The organism is Longimonas halophila, from assembly GCF_002554705.1.
In the GTDB taxonomy this organism is placed as follows: domain Bacteria; phylum Bacteroidota; class Rhodothermia; order Rhodothermales; family Salinibacteraceae; genus Longimonas; species Longimonas halophila.
In genome coordinates this window covers 216,852-241,684 of record NZ_PDEP01000004.1, presented here as the reverse complement: position 1 = coordinate 241,684, position 24,833 = coordinate 216,852, and the positions used below count along the sequence as shown (strand labels likewise).

Here is a 24,833-nt window from a genome sequence, read left to right as displayed (position 1 = left end):
TGCGTTTTACCCTCTCGTATCCAACCCCGCTAACCCATGCCCGACGCATCCACAGCACCAAACGTTGCTTCTGAAACGACCGCCCGCTACAATGCGCCCGACGACACCGGTCACTTTGGCCCGTACGGCGGCGCGTTTGTACCGGAGATCCTCGTGCCCGTGCTCGAAGAGCTGCGTGAAGCGTATGCCGAAGCGCAGGCCGACCCGGCCTTCGATGCTGAGTATCGCACGCTGCTCCGCGAGTATGTGGGACGCCCCACCCCGCTCTCCTTCTGCGACCGCCTGACCGACTACTACGGCGGCGCGAAGATCTACGCTAAGCGCGAGGACCTCTGCCACACCGGCGCGCACAAAATCAATAACACCATCGGCCAGATTCTGCTGGCGCGGCGGATGGGCAAAACGCGCATCATCGCCGAAACCGGAGCCGGACAGCACGGCGTGGCCACGGCCACCGTCTGTGCCAAGTTCGGGATGGACTGCATCGTGTTCATGGGCGAGGAAGACATGGAGCGCCAGCGCCTGAATGTAGAGCGCATGGAGCTCATGGGTGCCGAGGTGCGTCCGGCTCTAAGTGGCAGCCGCACCCTCAAGGATGCGACAAACGAAGCCATCCGCGACTGGGTGTCGAATCCCGACGACACGTTCTACATCATCGGCTCGGTCGTGGGCCCGCACCCGTACCCCATGATGGTGCGCAACTTCCACCGCGTTATTGGGGATGAGACGCGCGCCCAGCTTCGTGAGCATGAGGGACGCGAAACCCCCGATGCGGTCGTGGCCTGCGTGGGCGGCGGCTCGAACGCGATGGGCATCTTCTATCCGTACATTGAAGACGAGGCCGTGCGGCTGATCGGCGTAGAAGCGGCAGGTGAAGGGCTTAACGGACGCCACGCCGCGACCCTCTCAAAGGGCACCCCCGGCGTGCTCCACGGCGCGATGAGCTATCTGCTGCAAGACACCGGCGGACAGGTCGAGATTGCCCACTCCATTTCGGCAGGCCTCGACTATCCCGGCATCGGTCCCGAGCACTCGCATCTGAAAGACACCGGACGCGTGGAGTACGTGTCGGCCACCGACACCGAAGCAATGGATGGCGTGCGCGTGCTGTCGGAGCAGGAGGGCATCATTCCGGCCCTTGAAACCGCCCACGCCATGGCTCCTATGCAGCGTCTGGCTCGCGAGATCGGTCCTGACGGCATCATCGTGTTCAACTGCTCTGGGCGCGGCGATAAGGACATGCAAACCATCGCCAAACACCGGTAAATTGGTTCTTTCATTCCTCCATCCCTCCATCCCTCCATCCGCAATGTCCCGACTCTCCGACACCTTAGCCGCCTGCCGCGCCCAGGGCACGCCCGCCATGGGCCTCTTTACCACGAACGGCTTCCCGCATCCCGACGCCACCGTGCCCGTTCTGCACGCGATCGACGACGGCGGCGCCGACTTCATCGAGCTGGGCATGCCCTTTAGCGATCCGCTGGCCGAGGGGCTGCCCATCCAGCGCTCCAGCGCCCGCGCGCTCTCGCATGGCGTGAAGATGGACGACGCCTTCGACACGGCCGCCTCGTTTCGCAAAGGCAGCGACACGCCCGTCCTGCTCATGGGATACATCAACCCCGTGCTGCAATACGGCATCGAGCGGTTCTGCACCAAGGCGGCCAACGCCGGGGTCGACGGACTCATCCTGCCCGATGTACCGCCCGAGGAGGCGACACTGCTCACCGAGCACGCCCAGGCGGCCGGACTCGACCTCGTCTTCCTGATCGCCCCGAACTCTTCCGATGCGCGCATCCAGCGCGTGGATGAGCTGGCTACCGGCTTCGTGTATGCGGTGTCGGTGACGGGCCTTACGGGCTCGCGCCTTGACGGACGCGGCGCCGTGCAATCCTACCTGAAGCGCGCTCGCGGACTCGTCACGCAGAATCCGCTGCTGGTCGGGTTTGGGATTGCAACCCACGAGGATGCACAAGAGCTCTCGCAGCACACCGACGGCTTTATCGTTGGGTCGGCGCTCATCAAGGAGATCGAAGCCTGCTGGGATGATGACACGCTTTCCGACGCGGACCGATACGCTCGCATCCGCCAGTTTGCGCATGCCCTGAAGCATGGCGACGCCGTGGCCGCCGGGAGCAATCCGGCTGAGTAGACGTCTACAGCAACGGAGCCTTGGTCCTGTTTCTTTTGTCTAATCGCACCATCTACGTATGTTTGCGCGCACGTTTCGTCTCCTGGCCGCTCCGTTGTTTGCTTTGCTGGTTTTTACTGGATGCGAAGGCGCCTTCGAAGGCGACTACCGTCCGCGCGCCACAGGGCCCGAGGGCGAAATCATGGTTGTGATCGACAGCACCCACTGGAACGCCGAGCTCGGCGATGCCGTGCGCCAGCACATTGGGCCGTACGTAGAGACGCTGCCTACGCCCGAGCGCTCCTTCGACCTGCAGCAGGTCAACCTCGCCTCCGACCGCATGTTCGACATTGTGCAGCGCCACAAGAACGTGGTCTTTGCGGCTCCGCTCAACGACGACACCCCCGTATCCAACTTCCTGCGCAGCCGCCTCTCCGATGACGTGCTGCAGGCTACGCTCGATGGCACGCCCGTGGTGGTACCCCGCAACGACCTGTGGCGCCGCAGCCAGCGCGTCTACTACATGACCGCGGCTAACTCTGAGCAGTTGGCGCAGGCCATCGAAGAACGCGGCCCCGAGATCCGCGACACCTTTCACAAGGTGACGCTCGATCGCATGGAGCGCGAGATGTTCGAAAAGGAGCGGCAGTACGATCTCGAAGATACGCTCATGCAGCACCATGGCTTTGCCGTCAACGTGCAGCACGACTACCAGATCGCCATCGACACAACGACCGAGAATCGCGGCTTCATCTGGCTCCGGCGTGTGCTTACCGATACACGACGTGAGCTCTTTGTTCACTACGTAGACGGCATGGCCCCGAGCGATATCACCCCTGAGTGGATCTATGCCACGCGCGATTCGCTCACCGAAAAATATTTACGTGGCAATGTGGCCGGGTTTGTACGCACCGACTACCGGCGTCCGCTAAACACCGAGGAAACTGAGTTTCTCGACCGCTACGCCTACATCACACGCGGCCTGTGGCACTTCGTGCGCCGCCCCGACGAGGGCGACGGTCTCCAGGAGATGGGCGGCGGCGGTCCGTTCGTGAACTACACGTTCTACGACCAGGAAACGGGCCGCGTCTACATGATCAACGGGGCAGTCTTTGCGCCCGAACACGGCAAGCGCGACTTCCTGCGCCAGATGGAGGTGATTGCGCGCACCTTCCGCACCCAGGCCGAAACTCAGTCCGAGGAAACGCTCGCATCGTCCGAGTAACGGATCTGCTGCGTGCTGCCCTCTTGCGCACTACTTCTTTACTGCCCTCGTGCCGCCCTGCTATGCATCCACCCAACTGGTTTTCTTTAGGGGGATTCGCAGCAACGACCCTGTTGTGCGGGGGCCTCCTCATCGCCAGCGCGGGGTGCTCCAGTGAACAGCCGCCCCTCAACCGCGACACCATGCGCACGGTATTGGTGGATTTGCACATCGCCGAGGCGCGCCTTAGCACGCCCGGCCTCGACACCCGCCTGCCCCGCGATAGCATTCTGGCCCGGCACGGCGTAGCGCCCGCCCGCTTCGATTCGGCGCGTGCCTACTACACGCGGCACCCCGACGCCTACCACGCGCTCTACCAAGAGGTCGTCGACTCACTGCGAGCCGTGCGCGTCGTCGCCGACAGCCTGCGCCAAGAGGCTACGTCTGAGCCATGATCTGTCGCGGATATACGGGCGAGCTTATGACGTTTCTTCGGGGCGCGACTGTGGCACAAACCGCTGGCCCTGCGCGGTAAGCCGATAGGTGGTAGCCTGTGGCGGGGGCGGCTCCACGTACTGCTCGCGCACCAGCCACCGCAACAGCCGCTGCGCCCGGTAGCGCGGCTGGTCCGGTAGCCACGTCTGCATGGGCTTGTCGCGGGCAATGGACGTAAGCACATGGCGCAGCTCCTCTTCGTCGGAAGGCGTAACCGGGTCGGGATCGTGGCGTCCCAGGCACACGTCGCAGCGTCCGCACGGCGTGCTGTCTTCGCCGAAGTAGGCCAACAGCTGCTGCCGCCGACACGAGGCCGACTCTGCGTAATCAATCATTGCTTTTAGGCGCGCCTCGGCTCGTTTGCGTGCTCCCTTCACCGCATCTCCCGGCACCGGCCACTGCTTGGCGCGGGGATGTTGCATCTCCAGGTGAATGGCCCGCCCCGGCGGACGCCACTGCAGCAGTCCGCGCTCGGCCAGGTAGTCGAGTCCCTTCTGGATGCGCGGGCGCGGCAGGTCCATCCGGCGCTCCAGCTGCTTCATGTCGAGCGGCCACCACGAGGCGTAGGCCTCGGCGTGCACAAAGCGAATGAGTGTGAGCACAAACTCTTGCAGGGCCGTGTTGGACTGCTGCCGGGCATAGCTGCGCACTGACGAGGCCGCCTGCCGGAATCGAATCCACCCGCGATGCCGCCGGTTGGGCAGGCGCTGCCACGCATCGGCCCGCTCCAGCATGTCGATGGCTGTGCGGATCTTAGACGCATGCAGGTCGGTGACGCGCTGTACCGCGGTCATGTCGACCGTAAGCGGGCTGTCGGGCTCGCTGCCCAGTGGCACCTGGCCTACGTTGCAGATGGCCGTGTACACCGCCTGGATCTCTTGCACCGACGGGTGCCCCGACTCGATGAGCGCCTCCTGCGTATCCACATCGGGCGGCTGGTAGAGCAGCACCGCATAGGCGCGCTCGCCGTCGCGTCCGGCGCGGCCTGCTTCCTGGTAGTAGGCTTCGAGCGACGACGGGATGTCGACGTGCGCTACAAACCGCACATCCGGCTTGTCGATGCCCATGCCAAAGGCGTTCGTAGCCACCATCACACGCACCTCATCCTGAATCCACTGCTGCTGCGCGGTGGTGCGGTCGCCTGATGCCATGCCGCCGTGGTAGCCCGCCGCCGACACGCCCTCGCGCTGCAGCCAGTCCGTCCACATCTCCACATTCCGACGCGTGGACGCATACACGATGCCACAGCCCGGCACGCCCTCCACCACATCACGCAGCTTGCCGCGCTTGTTCGCCGTCTGAAAGACCGACCACACCAGATTCGGACGGTCAAAGCCCTGCACGACCACCGTCGGCTCCTCCAACTGCAAGAGTTTCTGCACATCGGTGCGTACCTCGGGCGTGGCCGTGGCGGTAACCGCCAGCATGGATGGATGCCCCAGCGCCTCGCGGGCCGGGGCAATCTCTTTGTAATCAGGACGAAAGTGATGGCCCCACTCGCTCACGCAGTGCGCCTCGTCCACCGCCAGCAGTGCTACGTCGAGCTCAGATGCGCGCGCCTGAAACATCGTCATGGTGAGGCGCTCGGGCGCCACGTACAGCACGTCGTAGAGGCCGTGCTCCGCATTTACGAGGCACTGCTCGCGCTCGCGCCGCGACAGCGTGCTGTTGAGCGCCGCCGCCCGAATCCCCCGGCGCTCTAAGCCCTCAACCTGGTCCTGCATCAGCGCAATAAGCGGCGACACCACCAATGTGAGTCCGTCGAAGAGCACCGCGGGCACCTGATAGCAGAGCGATTTGCCGCCGCCCGTGGGCAAGATGCCCATCACATCGCGTCCGGCAAGCACCGCCTCGATGATCGCCTCCTGCCCCGGACGAAACGACGGGTAGCCCCACCGGTCCTGCATGGCAGCGCGGGCGTCGTCGAGTGTGTATGAGGGGGATGCGGAGGCCATGAGTGCTGCCTATGAGTTGGGTGGATGCGAGACTACACGCGGCATCCACATAACGCTGCAACCACCGCGTGCGTTCGCCCCGTTAATGACACAGACAAACGACATCATGAGGAGCAAGCAAAGCCGCTGACCAATCGCTCTATCCACCATCTTCCATCCACCATCCTCTCGTATGAGCGTCCCGCGCGTATCGATTATCATCGTCACCTGGAACGCGCTGCCGCTCCTGAAGCAGTGCTTGCCCTCGGTGGTGGCCACGGACTATCCGAATCTGGAGATCATTGTGGCCGACAACGCCTCTACCGACGGATCCGCCAACTGGATTGCAGAGACGTTTCCGCAGGTGCAGGTCGTGCGGCATCCCCAAAACTGGCGCTTCTGCAAAGGCAACAACCGCGCGGTGCCGTACGCTACGGGCGATTACATTGTGCTGCTGAACAACGACGTGGAGGTACCCTCCGGCTGGCTCGATCCGCTGGTAGACACCTTCGAGCAGGATGCCGCAATCGGCGCGGCCCAGCCTAAGATGCTCCAGTACGACGACCGCGATCGCTTCGAGTATGCCGGCGGGGCGGGCGGATTTATCGACCGGGTGGGCTACCCGTTTACGCGCGGACGCCTCTTCGACACCATGGAGCGCGACCGCGGGCAGTATGATACGCCCACCGACATCTTCTGGGCTTCGGGCGCAGCGATCATGATGCGCCGCTCCGCCCTGCAGCAGGTCGGCCTCCTCGACGGGCGCTTCGACATGCACATGGAGGAGATCGACCTCTGCTGGCGGATGCAACGCGCTGGCTACCGTATCCGCTACGTGCCCGACAGCGAGGTGTATCACATCGGTGGCGCTTCGCTCCCGAAAGACGCCCCCGAAAAAACCTATCTCAACTTCCGCAACAGTCTGCTGATGCTCTACAAGAACCTGCCGCCCTATGCCTGGCCACGCACGTTTGCCGAGCGTGTGTTGGTGGATGCGGGCGCCCTTGCCCAGCGCATCGGGCAGCGTCAGCTTCGCCACGCCACCGCGATTGTGCGTGCCTACGCTGACGCCCACCGCATGCGCACGTCGTTCCGCCCGGCTACCGGCGGACGCGTGGTGCAGCCCCCTTACCGGCGCTTCATTGCACTCGACTACTTCGCGCTTGGGCGGCGCACGTTTGCGGCGTTGCCGAAAGAGTGTTTTGAGAGCAACTGGACAGGGGCTAATGTGCAGAGGGAGGCGCAGCCTGCGCGATAACCCCCTCACAAAACGTAGGGACGCCCGGCCGTTGCCGGGGCGTCCCTATACACTGCATCCAACATGTCCAGCGTTTACGTCTACCGCACCACACTAATGCGCGTGGTGGTTTGGAACTGCTCGCCGGTCATGCGCAGGAAGTACGTCCCGCTGCTCAGACCGTCGGTTCCAGGCTGCACCGTGAAGCGCTTCACCTCGTTGGGCGCCATCGGGCCGTCGTAGACCGTCGTAACGCGCCGCCCGAGCACATCGTAGATCTGCACCCGCACGTGCTGACGCTCCTTGACCGCACTTTCCACAGTCATCTGCGCGCCCACCGGATTCGGATACGCCCGTAGCTGGTACGGATCCTCCAGTGTGATCTCTGCCTCTACGACATCCGACAGAAGCGCCGTCTCGCTGCCTGCGGCCCACTGCAGTCGGAACTGATGCGTGCCCGGCGCCAGGGCGTCGGTTTCAAGCTGGTACGTTGGTGCATCGGTAGAGTCAACCTGCGTCCTCTCTGCCACCTCGACGGTCTGGAGGTCGCTCCACGCGGCGGTGCTGTCGGCGCGGTGCTGCACACGGAAGGCGCCTTCGCCCATCGAGCCCGTGGTTGTCCACGCCAGGTGGGCTGACTCGCTCTGGGGTTCGGCTTCAAATGAGCGGAGACTGGTGAGCTGTGTCGCCGGACAGAGGAATACGTTATCGGCACAGTCGGGAGAGACAAACACCGTCTGGCTGGCTTGCACGGTTTCGGATCCTCGGGTGACACTCACACGAACTGCTCCATCCCGGATCTGGTCGTCGAAGTTCGAGAAGGTATGCGAGCAGGAGGGGCCCGAGCAGAACTTTAGTGTCCAGTTGGTGGAGCCGGGAGCTCGCATCGCCCAACTGTAGCTGGTCGACCCTTCCCCGCCTTCAACGTTGGCCGTCCAGGTGGCTTCCTGCCCGCTATTTACAGTGCCTGGGCCGGAGAGGGTGACTTCGAGGGGAAACGTTCCAGGTTCGCCCATGGCGTTGTACGCAACCTCTACCCCGGAGGGAGAAGCTGGATACCATTCATTAATTTGTTGGCCGTTTGTATTAGATTTTACATAATAAACCCACGTTTTATAATCGAAGCCGTCCTGCGTGACGTTTGAGATCTTCACGTAGGGCTGCTGCGTGTTGGGGTTTGCTGCGCTCCAACCCTTGGTATCTTCTTCGTGCATCCAGACCAGCGGGGGCTCGTCCTGAAAGTACGTCGAGAAGGAGGCCCGGCCAGTGACCTCATACACGTCAACAAAGTACGTTCCCGACGCGAGGCCCCCTGGAGATGGACTCGTGTAGAAAACTTGCTGGAAGTCCTCCCTCACCCTATTACTGGAGCCGCCGGTGGCCAGCTCTTGCACCATTTCGTTCGGGGGCTGCAGGGCTTCCAGCGCCCTGCGGGCATTGATGCGACCGTGGCCATACTCTTCGGTAAAGTCTTGGCCATTCATATTCAGCACATTATCTGCCGTCTGCTCCATGAGGCGTTGAACGGCGGCGTTGGTCAGGCCAAGCCCCTGATCGCGGCTCTCCGAGAGGATAAGTCCAGCGACGCCGCTCACGACGGGCGCAGCCTGCGAGGTGCCGCCAAATCCGTCGTACAGATTGCCGTTCACTCCGCGGCTTGTAGTTTCAAACCCGCTCGGGGCGACAATGTCGAGATTGGGACCGTAATTTGAATAGGGGTGTCTCTCATCGTTGTTATCCGTGGCTCCTACACCAATCGCCCAGGGAAGAGCAGCCGGATAGCGTACGGAATCCTCGAAGTCATTTGAAGAAGAAGCTACCATTATCAATCCCGCCGCATATGCGTTCCAGACAGCTTCCTCCAATGCTCCGAAGCTTGAAGGAAAGGACCCACTGAAGTTGATAATATCAGCACCATTTGAACGAGCATAGTCAAAGGCTTCTATAACTCTTGAACCAGGTGGATCGCCAGTTCTGTCAGTTTCAACAATCTTCAGGGGCATAATTCGAAGATCCCACATCAGCCCGGCTACCCCTTCACCGTTGTCAGTTCGGGCACCGATGGTTCCGGCCACCGGGGTGCCATGGTCGGTCCATGTGCCTGATGGTCGATCATCATCGGGATTGGCATCGTCATCGCCGAAGTCATATCCCTGCACCACTCGGCTCCGATCCCCCGGGTCAAGATCAGGGTGATCCAGGTCTACGCCACCGTCTACCACCGCAACCGTTACATCACTCCGACCAGTGTTGGTTGACCACGCTTCGGGAGCGTCTACATCGGCATCGGTCGCTGAGTTGTCATAGGCCCACTGCTCATCAAACTTTGGATCGTTCGGCACGGTGCGAACAGCATGCGGCTGTTCATCGGTCCGGTGAGACGCACTCGGGTGGTCCACAACGGCCTGTTCAGGAGTGTAGTCAGGACGGGCTTCATAGTCTGGCGAAGCCTGTAGCACCGAGGGCAACGCTTCAAGCCGCCGCGCGAGCGCGTCTACGTCGGTTGTGTCATGCACGGCAAATCGGTACCACCGTGATAGGTCGATGAGGCGTACCGGCTCCCCGGTCTGACGATGCTGAGTGAGCGTGTCTCTGGGCGCAAAGGTGCGGAAGATCTTCTGACCGCGTCCTTGTTCGCCTTGAATCAGGGGAGGACGCAGCAGTTGGCGTGTCTGGGCGGCTTCGGGCCCTTGTAACTCGCTGAGCCGAAGCTGCTGTGGAGGAGTTTTTACGGCGTCAGGGGCAAACTTGACCAAGATGACGCCTTCCAAAGAACGAGCAGCGTCAGGCGGGCCCACTTGAGCAAGAGCCGCAAAAGGAAAGAGGAACGCGAAGAGGAGAATGGTCATTAGGGTTCTCATGGCAAACCTCGGTTGGTTGTGAAAGCAATCGGACGAGGGATGCCGGTTGCCTCTCCCGTGCGGGTCGGGCATGCCGGTCCCCCGGTGCTGTTGATCTTGGCGGATCAGGGTCGAAGGGATGCGGACACAACGGCCCGCATGGAGGTTTTTGTATTTAAGGGACGAATATCTATGCGGCGAGAGTTAATGCAGAACATGCATTGCCTCCCGCCCTCTCAGGCATACACTTAATCAGTCATACAGAAGACGGTTAGTTCAACGGATTGCGAGACGGATCGGTGATCTGGCGCAGATCCGAGCCGTCGCGGCGGATCGTCCAGAGGGCCGTAAGGTCGCTCTCGCGACCCGGCCTCGCGAAGACGATTCGCTCAGAATTGGGTCCCCAGGCCGGACCGCGGCCGCGCTCAATGAGCTTCTGTTTGTCAGATCCATCGGACCGCATGACCCAAAGTTCATAGTTTCCGTCGTCGTTGATGGGAGACCAAGCGATCCACTGCCCATCTGGACTCCAAGCCGGGTCGCGGTTATCGACAAATTCGTTGTTTGTAAGCTGGGTCGAGTCGGCCCGGCTCGTGTCAGCGGTGAAAATATTAGTCTTATCATACACGAGCCGTTCGCCAGACGGGGACCAATCAGCTGGAGTAGCTCCAAATCCGAATTTGGTAAAGGTTGAGTCGGTGAGGTGAGCAAACCATATTCCTACCTCTTCTTGGTTGCCGGACCTACCAAACGTTAGTGTGTTACTACCAGGAGACCATCGCGGCTGGAAAGAACTGCCGAATGACGTTACGCGTCGCAAGTCCGAGCCGTTCGGGCGGATGGTGTAGATGTCTCCTGCAGAGAAGGCAATGCGCTCGCCGTCGGGGCGCCAGTCGGGGCTTCGGGCCGATCCCTCGATCACCAGCCACGTGGAGTCGGCCTCCAAGTCCCGAACGTAGAGCCCGCTCACGTCGGTCGTGTCGTCGGTCCAGAGGGCGTCGTGATGATACGCAATATAGTTTCCCGACGGGCTCCAGGCCGGGGCCTGGTCGGTCGGAAAAACCTCGGGGGGGTCAGGGGGCTGCACCTCCGGGATATCCGGTTCTGAGGACATATCACACCCGCCCAGCCCGACGGCGCAGGCAGCGAGTAGAACAAGACCTGCACAACGCAAGCGACCGTAGCGCAAGCAACCGTACCACAAGCGACGAGCATGATGCGAGAAACGTGACAGACACACCGGTATGGAAAAGGGCATGGGAACGCAGATGTATACAACGAAACGGGGAACGACCCACGACATGAAGAGCCGATGATTTGAAATACATGCACTGGTAGCATACAAGGCGGCGCAGCCATTGTAAAACCGCCCCCCCCCGATGGTCATACAAACTTAACATTTGGTGTGCATGCATGTGATTGCCCCCCTCATTGAGACAGCCTTCAACACGCCCTCGGGAAACAAACCACAGGCAATCTACACGGCGCAATGCCCTCCCACAATACACAGGTGTTCCCTCTTTCAGCCACATCTGTATACAACTTCCGATACATGTGTGGATGATGCAGCAGCCAGTCTTCTCCAAGATTCTCGTCCAATGCCAGAATGAAGCGCAAGACAGCGCGTCTCAACAACACGATCAAGCGTGCCAGTTCCCCCGATGCTGTTGATCGTGTCAAATCAGAGTCGAAGGGATGCACTGTGTATCCACTCGGCTGCAAATTCGTCGCGCTGGACTCCTTCGCGCTTGCGCAGCATCACTGTACGGACATGTCGAAGAGGTGCGTTCCTTTTGCCCCTGCCAGGTGCAGCGGACGCGCTCACTACGGTGATTTTTGAAGTGATGTGTCATCTGGTTTAGGAGTGGCCGTACGGCTTCGATACAGCACCACGAAGGCAACTGCTCCCAGCACCACAACCATCCCCGCGGCTGACCACAGACCTGGGGCCTCCCCAAACAGAAAATAGGCGAGAATCGAGGCGCCGACCGGCTCTAAAAGCGCGAGCATCCCGATAAGCGCCGCAGGCACCCGCTGCAACGCAAAGTTAAATGCGCTGTGGCCCAGCACCTGCGGACCCAGCGCCAGTCCGATGCCGCAGGCATACACCACCGGATCAAACCCCGTCAGCGGTACGCCTTGTCCCGCAGCAGCAACAAGCGTAACGAGAGCGGCCACGCTGTAGAGTGGAATCAGGTAGGCCAGCCACGACACGCGCTGCCGAATCGCACGCCCGATGAGCAGGTAGATGCTCACAAGCAGCGCTGCCGAGAGCGCGAGGGTGTTGCCCCACCACGCCTCAGCCCCAAAGGCCACGGCTCCGGCATCCGTCAGTCCCATGAGGGCGGCTCCGCCCACAGCCACGACGATGCCGCTCACTACGGGCCACGCGAGCCGGTCTTTGAGGATCAGGTAGCCCAGCACGGCCACAAAGACCGGACTTGTGGTAGCGAGCACGGAGGCGCTGGCTACGGAGGTGTAGTAGAGCGCTTCGATCCACGCAATGAAGTGCGCTCCGAGCGCTGTGCCCGAGGCGATGATGAGTCCCCAGTCGCACCACCCGAACGCGCGCACCTCGTCATACACGTAGGCCAGGCCCGGAAGCATCACGAGGGCCGCGGTGCTGGTGCGCCACACGGCAATGGTGAGCCCAGGCGCCTCGCTGGCCCACCGGACAAGAATTGGGGCGAAGGCAAAACTAAGAACCCCCACCGTGAGCGCAAGGGTCACGCGTGGGGGCAGCGAATCAGACATACGAGGGAGCGTTTAGAGCCTGTTTTGATTTCTTACTTTGGGCACCCCAGGAGTACTTCCTCCCTACGGTCGGGGCGCTGTGAGCGGCTCCGCTGGGCTGCAACGAGCCCCCGATATCGGCCCGTAGCCCCGGCTACGAACCTCTATCGTGGTCCTCGTTTCGCTCCAACGGCGCTCGCTCTCACCTTCAAACCAAAACCCAAACAGGCTCTTAGCGAAGGCGGTCCATCGAAGCGACGAGCTCGATATCGTGCTCGATGCCGCGCCGGGCCAGCCAGAAGAGAATGTATGCCACGAGCGGCCCAGCCACGAGCATCAGCATATCGAGATTCAAGCCGGTGGCGTCGTACACTTGCAGCTCGTTCGTCATGAAGAAGCTGCCGTAGAGCGTAATCGCCCACAGGATCGTCATGAGCTGCGTGCCCACAACCACCGTGCGCTGCGTCTCGCGATCGGTGTACAGGAAGATGGCTCCGATGGCGGTAACAGCCGTCACCGCCCCCAGTCCGATGATAACAGGCAAAAACCATCCGTAGGTCGCTGCCGCTTCGCTTCCCCACAGCGATTCGAGGAACAGGACACCGCTCAGCACAAGCGCGCCCAGCGTCAGGTACACAGTTTGGATACGTTGAATCATCGCCTTGTTGGTCGTTGCTGAAGGCTTTCTTGGTAGATGCAGAGCCCGATGCTTACGCCGCCATTTCTTCTTCGACACGCGCGGCCAGATGCTCGGCAAATTCAGTTGTAGAGCTGGAGCCGCCCACATCTGCCGTGAGGACCTCACCGGCAGCGTATACGTCGCGCAGGGCCGTGTTGACGGCCTGGGCTGCTTTCGTTTCGTTGAGATGGTCGAGCATCATCACCGCGCTACGAATGAGCGCAGTGGGGTTGGCTTTGCCCTGGCCCGCAATGTCGGGCGCGCTGCCATGCACTGCCTCAAAGACGGCGTAGTCGTCGCCAAAGTTAGCGCCTGCCGTTACGCCGAGTCCACCCACGAGACCGGCGGCCAGATCGCTCAAGATGTCGCCAAACAGGTTGGTGCTTACAATGCAGTCGTACTGCTGCGGATACATCACGAGCTGCATGCACATGTTGTCGATGATGCGGTCGTTGAAGTTGACGTCGGGATAGCGCTCGGCGATCTCGCGTCCCACTTTCAGGAACAGCCCCGATGACTCTTTCAGGATATTGGCTTTGTGCGCGAGCGTGACGGTATCGCGTCCATTTTTCTGGGCATAGTCAAAGCAGAAGTCAACAATGCGCTCCGAGCCCCGGCGTGTAACGCGAGCCGTCGAATCCGCAATTTCGAGACGGGCGTCGTACGTTTCGATTCCGGCGTAGAGCCCCTCGGTGTTTTCGCGGAAGATGATAAGGTCAATGTCCTCAAACGGCGAATCGATACCGGGCAGACTCACGCACGGGCGCACATTCGCGTACAGGTCCAGGCGCTGGCGCAGCTGTACGTTTACGCTGGTAAACCCCTCGCCTACCGGCGTGGTGATGGGCCCTTTCAACGCCACCCCGCGCTCGCGAATGGAGGCGGGCACATCGTCGGGCAGTTCAGGGCGTTCTTCCTCAACGGCCGAGGTGCCAATGATCTTGTGGGTATCCCACTCAAATTCGACGCCGGTAGCTTCCAGAACACGCAGCGTGGCCGATGTAACCTCGGGGCCAATGCCGTCGCCAGGAAGAAGAGTTACGTGATGAGCCATAGTAGAACGCTATTGCAATCGATGAACGGAACGGGTGGAAACGAGGACGAACGGGGAACGCATAAGTGCTGTGCGCCGCATGTGAAACGACCCGCCAAAGAAAAAGCCCTGCCAGCCACGTAGCAGAGCTTTTCTGATGATTCGATACCGAGCAGCCGCCTCACTGGTCAACAGCAGGATTAGACGAATAGTTGATACGCAGGGTCCCCGCCTCACGAAGCTCTTGCTGGACTTCATTGACAACTTGCATCTCCGACTCGCGGTCTACGCGCAGCGACACAATCAGTCGGGGTTCCTCTTGCAGCTGGTTGTACATGATCGTGCGGATCGCCGAGGACTCTTCGATGAGCGCATCGTCGATCTGGACCGCTGTTTCGCCTTCGCGCGGGCCACGAATGACGGGGCCAATATAGACGTTTGAGATCAGTCGCTTCTGATCGATCTTGGTGAGCGCCTCAGCGTCGGGCAACTCGGTACGCACCTGGATCTCCGTCTCGCGAAGGACGGTCGTCACCATGAAGAAGATCAAGAGCATGAAGATGATGTCGGGCAGCGAGGCCGTGGTGATACCGGGCGAGGTATCGGACGACCGTTTTTGAAAGCGTTCGGAAGCCATAGGAGAAGCAAGCAGGTGTGGTGCAAAGGAGGGCGTGGCACCCCGGAGGTCATCAGGAGCCGTGCGAGCACAGCAAGGCTGCTATACCGCTCCGGGGGCGCAGGCGACAGCGCTGCAGCGTCAGTTTCCGCTATCAGGCTCGGCAATGGAAATATTCCGCGGGAAGCTCTCACGCACAAGGTCATCGTCCTCGGGCTCCAGCGACTCGCGGTAGGCCTCGTAACTTTCGTAGGTCTCGTCGAGGACAGATTCGCCCGAAGGCAGGTTGCCCGAACGCGCAATGCTGTTGTAGATCTCGCGATAGGCCATCTGGATTTCATCGAGCACGTCGATGTAGATCCGATACGGCGTTTGCGCATCGGTCTTCAACGAGATGACCGCGTCACTGGGCGAATCGGAGTAGTCAGCGTTCTCCCCGTAGTTGAGTACATGCGTTTTGACCTCTTCGCGAATCTGATTGACCGACGACATGTTGTCGTCGATGAGCACTTCGCCTGAGGCATTTACGAGGACACGCAGCAAGTTGCGCTCCTGCACAGGCGGCGGCTCTTCTTGTTCAAGTTGGGGTGGCAGCGTCATCCCGATTCCGGTATCCACGTTGATTGTGGTAGTCACCAGGAAAAAGATGAGCAGCAAAAACGCGATGTCGGCCATCGACGAGGTCGGCGTTTCCGCGTCTTCGCGCTTCGACCGACGTTTATCAAGCAATCCAGCCATAGCAACAGGAAATCAGAGGGACAACAGGAGGGAACAAGCGCCTGTGCGAGGCACTCGCGGAGCAGTTGTAAGCTTCTTTTAGAGGAAGAGCGATCGCACACCGCTTCCCAGTAGCCCCAGCAGGCTTACAATGAACATGATGACGACGGTGAGCACACCGGCTTCGGCCCAGGTTTGCATGGTGAAGCCAAGCACGCTAAGCAGCAGCATCGGAGCCACGACCAGCACCACGGTTACGGGGCGCACTTTGCCGTACGATACGTTACGCAGACTGAAGAGCCCCATAGCAACCAGGCTAAGGCCCGACAGGCCCAATGCGACGATAATGCTCCAAAAGAGGATGGCGTTATTACCCATGTGTATAGACGCGTTGTGTGAGCAAGAAATACAACAAGAAGGTGGCAGCCTGCAGGCAAGCGAGCACATGCTTGCTCCGCAGAGCCCGGAGCAGGTCGAAGAAGACCTGCCCGAGCGGCTGCAGAGCCATCACATGGCTTGCCACAGGAATGCGAGGCTACCAGCGACACGCGTACGCTACGCCGCGTCTTTTTCGTCACTGAAGTCCTCTTCGAGGAGCTCGTCGTCGCCGAGGACCGACTCGCCGGCTTCCAGCAGCACCAGCGAATCGATCAGTTCAATGGATGCATCCTCCATTTCGGCCACAATGCGGTCGATTTTCGATACCGCGTAGTTGTAGAAGAACTGGAGGATCACACCGACAATCAGACCGAAGGCGGTCGTGAGCAGGGCAATCTTAATTCCCCCCGCAACCAGGCGTGGCGAAATGTCGCCTGCAGTTTCAATAGCATCGAAGGCTTCGATCATACCAACCACGGTGCCCAGGAAGCCAAGCATGGGCGCCACGCTAATGAAGAGCGAGAGCCAGACGAGACCGCGCTCCAGGAAGCTCATTTCGATGGAGCCGTACGAAACGACTGCTTTTTCGACCGCTTCGATGCCCTCGTCGGCACGAAGCAACCCCGCCTGAAAGACCGAGGCGACCGGACCACGGGTTTCAGCACACACGTCTTCGGCTGCCGACACACCGCCCTCGTCGAGCGCTTTTTTCACGTCGTGCAGGAAGCTTTGCGTGTTGATGTCCGCAAGGTTCAGAGAGATGATGCGCTCAAAAGCAATCGCTAATCCAACAATCAGGCAGATCAGCACCGGCCACATCCAGTTGCCGCCTTCGTTAAAGCGCTCAACCAGCATGTTTATGGTTCCGCCGCTGTCCTGTTGTAGGAGAGCGAATTTGAGCATCAACGCATTAAAATGGACCATAGGGGCAGTTCCTCAGTGGGATCAGGTTCGTGCGAAAACGTATGACGGTGCGGCAGGAGCACGCCGGTTGGGCTTGCTTGTGCAAACACCGCCGTCGCGTGCCAAGCAACGATGCATCTGCATCGCCGTGTGCATGTATGTTGTACGGGCCGCATGAGCCGGGGTGCTAATGCGAGGCAAATGGCTGTAAGCCGCCTTGCAAGAGCACCGACGTGAGCATCCGGTTGTGTGTGGCTGCGTGGAGCAGAATTTTATTGCGCACCGCTGGATTGGTGCGGGAGGCTCTCCCAAGCTGTCGAAGAAACTCCTCATCACCAAATGCAGCGTGTGCGCTGTTGTGCATCCTGCATCAAAACATCCTAACATCTTATAAAAACGGATGCATGGGTGAAGATTGCAAGCGTCCTGTGTGAGAACGGATACTCTCTTCATCTGATGTTGACCCCTGCCCTCCATACAGATGCAGGATCAACGTCGGTTGGCATAGGTCTGCGCTCGGGTGGTAGCGTGGGGCCACAGATGATTCGTGGCCTGCACGGTGGGGTCAACCTTGTTCTGGACGCGGATCCATTCGGCCATGCCAAAAAGACGGCGCGCAACCATACTTGTGAGCGCGTTCTGTAACAGAATTGTTCCGCGATCCGTATTAGTCAATTGTATGTACTTGTCTTGGCTGCTTCTGTCGTACGTGCCCGGCGGCTCGGTCTCGCGTAAGGCCAGTTCGGCCGAACTCCGCTCAGCAGCGCCTGCACGGGTACCACCCAGACGGTCTATCACGTCTGCAGGCAGCTCATATGTCTCGAGAAACGCTTCAGGCCGTCCTGCCCAGGCATCATGGAGCGAACGAATGTTGCGGTCAATCCAGTCCCGCATCGCGGTACGCATTGGGGGGTGTTGGATGAGACGTTGTGCCGCCTGGTAGAGCGAATCGCGCTCAATGACGCGGTCGGGCATAATCCCGCCTGAGCCGCCCCCCCTGCGGTTCGCTGATGGGTCTGCATCTGTGCTGTCGGTGTAGGCCGCCGGGCGCGTTACGGCCGCCCCGGTTTCGTACGGACGCTGAATGGCGCGTCCGCTGGGCGTGTAAAACCGGGCAATGGTAAGACGCAGCCCACTTCCGTCTTGCAACTCGTATTGGCGCTGCACCAGTCCCTTGCCATATGTGCGCTGCCCAACGACCAGGGCCCGGCTGTGGTCGTGCAGCGCCCCTGCTACAATTTCGCTGGCCGATGCCGAGCGTCCGTTGACCAGCACCATCATGGGGCCCTCCTCAAACAGCCCGGCCCGCTCCGTTCGGTACTCATCGAGCACGGCCCCGTCACGCCCACGGGCCGCAACGACCAACTGGTCGTCGTGCAGAAACTCATCGGCAACACGCTCGGCCATACGCATCAGTCCACCGGCGTTGTTGCGCATGTCGAATACCAAGCGGCGCATGCCGTCGTCCTTAAGCTGCATGAGCGCATCGCGCACCTCGCGGTGCGTTGTACGAGCAAACCGGTTCAGTTTGATGTATCCCGTTGTCGCATCCAGCATGTACGCCGCATCGACCGTGTTCAGGGGGATGCGGTCGCGGGATACCTCGTGTGTAATGGGCGAAGCGGTTCCCGGACGCCGCACGGTAATGTTCACTGTGGTGCCGCGCGGCCCCTTCAGTAACGACTGGATGCGTCGGTCGGGCAGCCCAACGAGCGAGGTGCTGTCGGTGCGCACCAGCCGATCGCCCGAACGTAGCCCTGCTTCGTCGCTGGGTCCGCCCGGAATAACGAACACGACCACTGCAGTATCTGGGGCCGATGCAGCCCGAATGCGCTCATACGTCACGCCAATGCCCTCAAACTCCGCCTCGAATGACTCCTGCACCCGTTTCATCCGATCGGCACTGATGTATGTGGAGTGCGGATCGAGACCGCTCAGCAAGCTGCGGAGCGCCGACTCGCTCAGCATCTGTGAGGGCACCTCGTCAACGTATTCCGCTTCCACCGTGCGCACTGCCTCGGCAAGCATTGCGTAGGCCGCTGGCGGCTCGCCCCATCCGTACACACGCTCCAGCGCCTGCCCGGCTACGACCCCAATTCCGACCAAAACCAGCGCAATGAGCAGTGTGCGAACAACCCGAAGCATGTAGATAATCGGCGCAAAAAGATGAACATTGAAGCAACCGCGCGTACCGGCGCTGTAGGCAAGGGATCCGTCGCATGCTCCATGTCCGATTTGGGCGGCATGATGCGCATGTCTTTATGAGATTCGGTCTGTGGAGCCGTCTTGCTCGGCACACCTGGTATCCACAATGCTTCCGAATTCCGTGCGGACGCATTCGTCTATCCCTCCCCACAGTATAATTCTGTTACCTTATGCCTATATTCTTTGCTGCCTCTGCCGCTTCGCTTTCTATCATTCGCCTGGCGCTACTGGCTGGTACTACGATGTTTGGAGCCATGGCCTGGTTTTTAGCCGGTGGTACGGGACTGGCTCCCGATCTCGTTGCTGAACTGCCGTATGCTCCTGTAGCACTCACGGTCCTCTTTGCGGCCCTGGCTGTGGGCGTGTGGATTGTGCGTGCCCAGCGGCGCGCCACAGGGGGCAGTCCCATCGTAGGGTGGGCCCTTGCCGAAAGCATGGCCCTCATTGGCGGCGTCTACCTGCTGCTGGCAGGCGACCCTGCGTTTCTCGTGGTGGGACTGGCAGCGCAGCTGTTTGTCTCGTTTGTGGCGATGCCCGTTTCGCCGCAATAGATCGTGCGTATCCCCCATTACGCAACAATGCCGTGCTGGCCTTCGTCTTCGATAGCGTGCTTGCCTTCCGTTTCTGTTTTTGATTCTGCACGCTCTGCGTATGACCAACAAGAAAGTGGCCGCGGTGCTCAACGAAACCGCCCAACTCATTGAATTGACAGGGGGCAACCCGTTTCGGGCGCGGGCCTTCAGCGGAGCCGCCCGTACCATCCGCGACCTGGAGGAGTCGCTGCAGGCGTATGTTGACGACGAGGCGCTGCAGGAGATCGACGGCATTGGCGAGGGGCTCGCGGCGCAGATTGGCGATCTCTTCGCACGCGGCTCGTTCGACCTGCGCGACGACCTGCTCAACGCGGTGCCGCCCGGACTGCTCGACGTCCTCCGCATCAACGGGCTGGGCACGAAGCGCGTGCGTACCCTGTGGGATGAACTCGACATCACCTCGCTCGACGATCTGGAGGCGGCTGCTACGTCGAACCAGATCCAGACTATTAGCGGATTCGGAGCAAAAACCGAGTCCAACATTCTGGAGAACCTCCGCAAGCTGCGGCGCTACGATGCCCAGCGGCGCTACGCCGACGTCTACGCTCCAGCCCACACGCTCCGCGACGTGCTGGCCGAATCGACCAACGCCCCGGTCGCCCTTGTGGGCGCGTTTCGGCGGCAGGTGCCCACGCTCAAGCAGCTTACGCTGGTGACGACAGCGGATACGCCCGATGTTGTCGATGCCCTTGCTGATGCTGGATACGACGATGTCGAAGCCGCCCGCGATGCGCATCCGCCCTACGTAACCAACACGGTCGACGCCGCACTGCCCGACGGCTTCCCGGTGGTGATCTACACCGTATCGGACAACGTTTTCGGCACCGCCGTCTGGCATCACACGGGCAGCGCGGACTACCGTGAGGCGTTCAACGACACGTACGGCCCCGTCCCTGAAGTGGCCGACGAGAACACGCTTTTTGCAGACACCAACGCGCCTTCGCATCCGTCCGAATTGCGCGAAGCCGTATGGACCGACGCGCTCGACACGCTTTCGGCGTCTGAGGCGCTCATCACGGTCGAAGATCTGCGCGGCACCATCCACAACCACACCACGGCCAGCGATGGCGCGCACTCGCTCCGCTCAATGGCCGAGGCCGCCCGCGAGCGCGGACTTTCGTACATCGGCATCTGCGACCATAGTCAGTCGCTCACCGTAGCCAGCGGACTCACGCCCGACGAGGTCCGCGCTCAGTTCGAGGCCATCGATGCGCTCAATGCCGAGTATGCCGAGCAGGACGCAAGCTTCCGCATCTTCAAAGGCATCGAAAGCGACATCCTGAAAGACGGCTCGCTCGACTATGAAGACGACTTGCTCGCCGCGTTCGACCTGGTGGTGGCCAGCGTGCATTCCGGCTTCACCATGACCGAGGCCGAAGCCACCGAGCGCATCATTCGGGCGGTGTCGCATCCGGCAACAACCGTGCTTGGGCATCCCACTGGACGCCTGCTGCTGGTGCGCGAGGGCTATCCGATCAACCACCGCGCGGTCATCGACGCGTGCGCTGAGCACAACGTAGCGATCGAGTTGAACGCCAATCCGTACCGCCTTGACCTGGACTGGACCCACGTACGCTATGCGATTGAGCAGGGCGTACTCATCTCCATCAATCCGGATGCGCATGCGACCGATGAGCTCGACAATGTGCGCTGGGGCGTGGCGGCAGCGCGCAAGGGTGGCCTCACCGCTGAGCACTGCCTGAACGCAAAGCCGCTGGAGGCCTTTACAGCATGGCTAACCACCCGCTCTTCAGTGGCCCATGCTGCGTAATCAGTCCAACTGACTTTTTTCTGTGTATCGTTTTGTTCTTGCGGGACTTATTGGCGTATTTGGAGTTGCATTGGGACTGCTGTGGTGGAGTCAGGTCGCACCGCCCACCGCTCCGCCCTCCGAAATTGCAGTAGCCGGACGTAGCGCCCCGTCGACCGTTGCATGGGATCCTGACTCGCCGCTTATCCATATTCAGGCGGATGCCGAGGTCGAGGCCGCCCGTGCGTTGGGGCTGGCCCACGGACTGCGGCACGCCTGGACGATGGTCCTCTGGCGCCAAACCGCACGCGGGCGCCTCTCCCGCTGGCTCCCGGACTCAGCCGTCTCGTTTGATCGCCATGCCCGCCAGATGGGCTGGGCCCGTGCTGCGCAAACGTACATCGCCCAATTGCCGCGCGCCGACCGCGAGTGGTTGGCAGCTTACGCCTCGGGCGTCAATGCGGCCTTTGCCACCGAGTATGTGCGCCAGCAGTCGTCTTTTGCGGCGCTCGATACGCCCCCCAAACCGTGGGCGCCCTGGCATACGCTGGCCGTAGAGCATTTGCTCACCTGGATGGCCACGGATGTGCCTGCGTTGCCAGACTCTGCCGCCCCCGCCGTCCACCAGTCCGCCGACAGCCTGCGCACAGTCGACGAGGAGCTGCGCGCCTGGCTGGGTTTGCACGGCTGGTCGGATGCGATGGCGTGGGCGCTCACGCCCGCAGAGTCGGGTGCGCCTTACCTGGGGGCCCGCTGGCCACGCGGCTCCACCCCCGACGCGCTTGTAGCACCGGTTTGGCATACCACCGCCGCCGATACCGCCTGGATGACGACCGTTCCCGGCACGCGCTGGACGCTTGCGCACCACACGCGCACCGCCAGTCAGGTGATGCTGCCTCGCGGGCGGGCATCCTGGCAGCCCCTTGCCGCGCCCGATACGATACACCGGGCGACCGAGCGCCTTCGCCAACGAGACGGCCACGAGCTGCTCTTGCATACGGCTTTTACGGGAAGCGGACGCATTGTGGGGCCGGAGGTACCGCCTGCTCTTTCCCCCAACAAATCGTTAGCACCGCCAGATAGCATCCGATCGGACAGCACACAAGTAGATCCTCCCCGCGCAGACAGCACGCACGCAGACAGCACGCAGGCCCGCTCAACGTGGATGCTGACACTACCGCACTGGAATGAGGTCCCCGCCCAACATCGCCGGTTTCCGGGGCCCGCATCGTTGCCGCACCACGACCCGCTGGTGCTGCGCCACGACACGGATCTTACAACAGCAGGCGCGACCCAGGCGATTCGGGATGCGGAGGGCGACTCGGTGGGCGTGGTGCTGAGTGCCTCGCCGTGGCGGCGGGCCTGGGCCGACCGCTTTTCGGCTTATGCCGATGCCGGGCGCTCGGTTCATGCCTGGGCGGTCGACGATACGAGCACCTGGGCGCAGCAGACGGTAGCCCCGCTGCAGACGGCGCTGGCCATGCATCCGCCGACTGACTCGCTGAGCCGGGCGGTAGCTCCGTTCATCCGCAACTGGGATGGGGTGTTTGCACCTTCCAGCATTGGCGCGTCGATTTTTCAGGCGTGGTGGCACGAGATGCAGGCAGCGCGCATCTCACCGGTACAACTGGATACGACCGCGTATTTTGCATCGGTGCGGTATCGACGCGGATTCGAGCGAGCGGTGGCCCGTCTTCGTGAGCAACATGGCCCTGACGTGCAGCAGTGGCGCTGGGAGGCTGTGCAGCCGCATCGGTTTCAGGCACCGCTCTGGGGCACCGCCACAGGGCATCTGTCGGCGGCCTACGCACCGGCGGCTCACAATGCGCCAATTGCCTCCATTCCCGGGCGCGGACACATCAGCACGCTGGCGCCGGGCCCCAATCCTGGGGCGGCTCCGCCCGCAGCCGGCTATCATCTGTATTGGACACGCGCTGGGACGCAGCCGCCGTACTACCGCACGACCAACCTCACACGTACGCTGGCCGACCGCCTCGTTGAGAGCCCCGATGCCCGCATCAATGCCTATCAGCCGGTGCCGTCGCCTTCTGTGCAGGTTCGCCTTACTGCGCCATAGCTCCGGTAGAATCGGTAGGGTCCGCGTTGTTGGACGCCTGGATACGGGTGCGCGTCTCTTCGAAGAACGCGTCATCGCTCAGCAGGCGTAGTGCCAGTCCCTGGTCGAGGCCCGACTGCAGAAGGTGGTAGAACACCGCCAGTGGAATCTCTTCCATGCTAAGCACCACCACGCGCGGTGCGCGGTCGTCGGCATAGTGCGCCAGCCCGGCAAAGCTGATGACGCCCGGCATGGCCCCACCTTTTGAGGCTACGCGCTGCACATGGGTGTTCAGTGAGTCGAGGCCTGTGGAGCGGTCGAGCAGGGCATAGGCCGTTGCGTAAGACGATTCGGGGGCGGCTTCAGCCATCTGCACCATAGCCGCTGCCACCTCGGTCGCCGTTGCCTGGGGTAGCGTTTCTTGCGCCATGCGCCGCTGGTCGCGCAGCGTCAGGTTGGTGCCGCGCGACTGGAACGTCTGCCGAATCTCGCGGGCGTACGTCGAATCGGAGGCATAGCGCTCGGCCGCCGCGTAGATGGCGCTCTGCTCAATAGACGGCGCGCGGTCGGCATCGCTATGCAGGGCCGAGGCGGCGTTTGCCCACTCCAGATACAGGCCGCTCTTCGGCATAGGAGCAGATCCAGCGGGCCAGCCCAGCGCTTCCGTCTCGGCCCGAATGGCTGCACGCCCCAGCCGGTCGATGAGCCAGTCGAGCGCCGGGTCGTCGTTCAGGCGCGCCACGGCCCACGCGATGTCGGCCACGGCCACGGTGCTGTCCGCATCAATGCGGTTGGTCTCGCTCCAGCGGTTGAGCGTACGCTCGTGGGGCTGCGCATTCACGCCCGGTAGCGAGCGGCTACTCACCTCCGCCACCGGCACCCGTGCCGTGGTATCCACCTGCCCCGCTGCGGCGGCTTTTGCGTACGCCGACAGCACAGCAAGGCTGGGCAGATTAACAAGCGGGCGCGCCGTCTCTGCGTCCAGATGAATGCCCTCGGCTTCCGCCCCAACGGTGTAGGCCACCAGCGAAACGGTTTCGGGATGCGCCTCCATGTAGTCGAGTACATCTTCGGGATAGCGAAGCTCCTCGGTCAGATCCATGCCCTCGTTCATGGCCGTCACGTTTGCCCACATCATCGAAACGGTGTCGCGGTTTTGGTAGGCAATGATGCCCACGGCAACCACGAACAGCCCAAAGGCAATGAGCAGATGCGTACCGCATCCGAGGCGAGAGCGCGACATATAAACAGACTGCTGTAAGATAAAAGAATAGGTTGGTTACACGAAAAACGGCGCAAGAGGCTCCCTTCCTCCTGCGCCGCCTGTGCCGT

General features: G+C 61.5%; 20 protein-coding genes. 8 read left to right on the top strand and 12 right to left on the bottom strand.

Annotated elements, in window-relative coordinates:
- The first annotated feature begins 36 nt into the window (after positions 1-36).
- From trpB to CRI93_RS06160, 4 genes are all read left to right on the top strand, one after another.
- Positions 37-1,266 (top strand): tryptophan synthase subunit beta, encoded by a 1,230-nt coding sequence (trpB, locus tag CRI93_RS06175; protein WP_098061750.1) that lies wholly within the window; start codon positions 37-39, stop codon positions 1,264-1,266.
- A 43-nt stretch (positions 1,267-1,309) separates the two neighbouring features.
- Positions 1,310-2,149 carry a tryptophan synthase subunit alpha gene (gene trpA / locus CRI93_RS06170; RefSeq protein WP_098061749.1) on the top strand — a complete coding sequence of 280 codons (840 nt, stop codon included), beginning with the start codon at positions 1,310-1,312 and terminating at the stop codon, positions 2,147-2,149.
- A 58-nt stretch (positions 2,150-2,207) separates the two neighbouring features.
- Positions 2,208-3,353, top strand: a complete 1,146-nt coding sequence (locus CRI93_RS06165; protein ID WP_098061748.1) for a DUF4837 family protein — start codon at positions 2,208-2,210, stop codon at positions 3,351-3,353.
- Positions 3,354-3,415: 62 nt separating this feature from the next.
- The gene (locus tag CRI93_RS06160) at positions 3,416-3,787 is read left to right on the top strand and encodes a DUF4296 domain-containing protein (RefSeq protein WP_098061747.1); all 372 of its coding nucleotides are present in this window, start codon (positions 3,416-3,418) and stop codon (positions 3,785-3,787) included.
- Between the two features lie 24 nt (positions 3,788-3,811).
- Here CRI93_RS06160 and CRI93_RS06155 read toward each other — a convergent pair whose 3' ends face one another.
- Positions 3,812-5,782 carry a RecQ family ATP-dependent DNA helicase gene (locus CRI93_RS06155; RefSeq protein WP_098061746.1) on the bottom strand — a complete coding sequence of 657 codons (1,971 nt, stop codon included), beginning with the start codon at positions 5,780-5,782 and terminating at the stop codon, positions 3,812-3,814.
- A gap of 172 nt (positions 5,783-5,954) precedes the next feature.
- Here CRI93_RS06155 and CRI93_RS06150 point away from each other — a divergent pair, with 172 nt between their 5' ends.
- The gene (locus CRI93_RS06150) at positions 5,955-7,019 is read left to right on the top strand and encodes a glycosyltransferase family 2 protein (RefSeq protein WP_098061745.1); all 1,065 of its coding nucleotides are present in this window, start codon (positions 5,955-5,957) and stop codon (positions 7,017-7,019) included.
- Positions 7,020-7,099: 80 nt separating this feature from the next.
- Here CRI93_RS06150 and CRI93_RS06145 read toward each other — a convergent pair whose 3' ends face one another.
- The 10 genes from CRI93_RS06145 to CRI93_RS06100 form a co-directional block, all read right to left on the bottom strand.
- Positions 7,100-9,859 (bottom strand): S8 family serine peptidase, encoded by a 2,760-nt coding sequence (locus tag CRI93_RS06145; RefSeq protein ID WP_176521732.1) that lies wholly within the window; start codon positions 9,857-9,859, stop codon positions 7,100-7,102.
- A 250-nt stretch (positions 9,860-10,109) separates the two neighbouring features.
- Positions 10,110-10,952, bottom strand: coding sequence for a PD40 domain-containing protein (locus CRI93_RS06140; RefSeq protein ID WP_176521731.1), 843 nt, complete (start codon positions 10,950-10,952; stop codon positions 10,110-10,112).
- A 710-nt stretch (positions 10,953-11,662) separates the two neighbouring features.
- Positions 11,663-12,592, bottom strand: coding sequence for a DMT family transporter (locus CRI93_RS06135; RefSeq protein ID WP_098061742.1), 930 nt, complete (start codon positions 12,590-12,592; stop codon positions 11,663-11,665).
- Between the two features lie 211 nt (positions 12,593-12,803).
- Complete coding sequence (locus tag CRI93_RS06130) at positions 12,804-13,229, bottom strand: DUF4293 family protein (protein ID WP_098061741.1); 426 nt, start codon at positions 13,227-13,229, stop codon at positions 12,804-12,806.
- Between the two features lie 52 nt (positions 13,230-13,281).
- Complete coding sequence (locus tag CRI93_RS06125) at positions 13,282-14,304, bottom strand: isocitrate/isopropylmalate dehydrogenase family protein (RefSeq protein ID WP_098061740.1); 1,023 nt, start codon at positions 14,302-14,304, stop codon at positions 13,282-13,284.
- A gap of 160 nt (positions 14,305-14,464) precedes the next feature.
- A complete protein-coding gene (locus tag CRI93_RS06120; protein WP_098061739.1) occupies positions 14,465-14,920 on the bottom strand; it encodes an ExbD/TolR family protein in 456 nt (151 codons plus the stop codon).
- A 120-nt stretch (positions 14,921-15,040) separates the two neighbouring features.
- A complete protein-coding gene (locus CRI93_RS06115) occupies positions 15,041-15,637 on the bottom strand; it encodes an ExbD/TolR family protein (protein WP_098061738.1) in 597 nt (198 codons plus the stop codon).
- A gap of 78 nt (positions 15,638-15,715) precedes the next feature.
- On the bottom strand, positions 15,716-15,994 hold the full coding sequence (locus CRI93_RS06110) for a hypothetical protein (RefSeq protein ID WP_098061737.1): 279 nt from the start codon (positions 15,992-15,994) through the stop codon (positions 15,716-15,718).
- Between the two features lie 177 nt (positions 15,995-16,171).
- The gene (locus tag CRI93_RS06105; protein WP_098061777.1) at positions 16,172-16,897 is read right to left on the bottom strand and encodes a MotA/TolQ/ExbB proton channel family protein; all 726 of its coding nucleotides are present in this window, start codon (positions 16,895-16,897) and stop codon (positions 16,172-16,174) included.
- Positions 16,898-17,386: 489 nt separating this feature from the next.
- A complete protein-coding gene (locus tag CRI93_RS06100) occupies positions 17,387-19,042 on the bottom strand; it encodes a S41 family peptidase (RefSeq protein ID WP_098061736.1) in 1,656 nt (551 codons plus the stop codon).
- A gap of 230 nt (positions 19,043-19,272) precedes the next feature.
- On the opposite strand from CRI93_RS06100, the gene CRI93_RS06095 reads away from it, so the two are divergent.
- From CRI93_RS06095 to CRI93_RS06085, 3 genes are all read left to right on the top strand, one after another.
- A complete protein-coding gene (locus CRI93_RS06095; RefSeq protein ID WP_098061735.1) occupies positions 19,273-19,653 on the top strand; it encodes a hypothetical protein in 381 nt (126 codons plus the stop codon).
- 100 nt (positions 19,654-19,753) lie between these two features.
- Entirely contained in the window at positions 19,754-21,466 is a 1,713-nt protein-coding gene (locus CRI93_RS06090; protein WP_098061734.1) for a DNA polymerase/3'-5' exonuclease PolX, read from the top strand.
- Positions 21,467-21,488: 22 nt separating this feature from the next.
- The gene (locus tag CRI93_RS06085) at positions 21,489-23,522 is read left to right on the top strand and encodes a penicillin acylase family protein (RefSeq protein WP_098061733.1); all 2,034 of its coding nucleotides are present in this window, start codon (positions 21,489-21,491) and stop codon (positions 23,520-23,522) included.
- Here the strand turns inward: CRI93_RS06085 and CRI93_RS06080 are convergent.
- Positions 23,509-24,744: a serine hydrolase gene (locus tag CRI93_RS06080; protein ID WP_098061732.1), complete on the bottom strand. Its 1,236-nt coding sequence runs from the start codon at positions 24,742-24,744 to the stop codon at positions 23,509-23,511. The genes CRI93_RS06085 and CRI93_RS06080 overlap by 14 nt on opposite strands.
- Positions 24,745-24,833 lie beyond the last annotated feature (89 nt).